1 protein-coding gene and 1 pseudogene are annotated in these 1,564 nt (G+C 47.6%); both read left to right on the forward strand.

The genetic code is table 11. From position 1 onward, the window contains the following. Positions 1 to 183: pseudogene (locus B2575_RS12885) on the forward strand (LysR family transcriptional regulator); the annotation flags it as partial. A gap of 272 nt (positions 184 to 455) precedes the next feature. After that, on the forward strand, positions 456 to 1,564 hold a 1,109-nt coding region (locus tag B2575_RS12890), incomplete at its 3' end, for an aspartate aminotransferase family protein (RefSeq protein ID WP_296242522.1).

The following is a 1,564-nucleotide window of genomic DNA, read 5'->3' on the forward strand; positions in this document are numbered from 1 at the left end:
GAGCTACAATCAGGCGCTTTAGTGATGGCGTGGGATTATGCGGCAAAGGGTCGCGGCAGCTATTATGTGACTTATCCTGTCTCTTCAGGGCAATCGCATAAGGTCAAAGCGGTTTTAGAATGGATTACGGCTTATTTGGCAATCTCAGATGAACGTGAAAAGGCGTTAGGGTTGGTTTTATAATGTCACTTACGTTTATTTATAACCTAAAGTGTTTTTATAGCACTGGTCTTGTTATTTTTATCCTACAAAGTTGTTTGCTGTGAGAATTTAACAAGCTAAAAAAACAAAAAAACTGCCTTGATACGCAGTTTTTTTGTTTTTAAAGGATTCGTTTAGGGAGCTAATTTACTGGTAATGACAAAAAGGAATGCCACCACAACTATTATTCGTTTGCTGCCGGAATGATGTTTTGTTGAAATGAGTCTAACTCAAGGAAGAGATAGAGATTCATCATGGACAAGCTGTATAACGTGACCGATGCCTTTACGATGGTGCATCCGCTCACGCTCGTCAAAGGCAAAAATGCCAGAGTTTGGGACGACAATGACCGCAGCTATATCGATTTTGTCGGCGGTATCGGCGTTTTAAACTTTGGTCACTGCAATCCTCACATCGTTGACGCCATCATCCAGCAAGCCCAGGCGCTGATTCACTATGCCTACAATGCGGCAGCGCATCAGCCGTATCAAAGCTTTATGCCGCGATTATGTGAGCTTGTACCTATTAGCGGCGAGCTGGCAGGAATGCTCACCAACTGCGGCGCAGAAGCGACTGAAAACGCCATCAAGATAGCACGCATGAAAACTGGCCGCACAGGTGTCATAGCATTTGATGGTGGCTTTCATGGGCGCACACTGGCTGCCGTCAATCTCAATGGTAAGGTCGCGCCTTATAAGCGCGGGCTTGGTGCATTGGCCAGCGGCGTTTATCATATTCCTTTCCCCAGTCCCGATAACAATATCAGCGACGAGCAAGCGATTGATGCGCTCCAGCGTTTATTTATGGTAGAAACCGATATCGACAATATCGGTGCCATCATCGTCGAACCTGTACAAGGGGAAGGCGGCTTTCAGTTGTTGTCGCCCACCTTTGCGCAGTATCTACGTAAGTTTTGTGATGAACATGGCATGTTACTCATCATGGACGAAATCCAATCCGGCTACGGCCGTACTGGCACGCCGTTTGCTTTTACCCATTTAGGGATTGAGCCTGACCTTATTTTACTTGGCAAAAGTATCGCAGGCGGCTTGCCATTAGGCGCAGTCATCGGCAAGGCTAGTGTGGTCAATGGTTTGCCTAAAGGCAGTTTGGGCGGTACTTATTCGGGTAACCCAGTTGCTTGCGCCGCTGCCAATGCCACGCTCGATATCATGCAACGCGATGACGTTTGGCAGTCAGCCAAGCATTATGCCCAGACGATTGAGACGACCATCCGCCAATGGCAGCAAGAAGGTATCTCTCCTTGGTTATTTGGTCTTACCGGTATCGGTGCGATGCGCGGTATCGAGCTGCGCCATCCTGAGCATGATGTGCATCCAAGTGTGATGGCGCAAGTATTAAC

Origin of the sequence: Psychrobacter sp. UBA6739 (assembly GCF_002453835.1) — a bacterium.
GTDB lineage: Bacteria > Pseudomonadota > Gammaproteobacteria > Pseudomonadales > Moraxellaceae > Psychrobacter > Psychrobacter immobilis_A.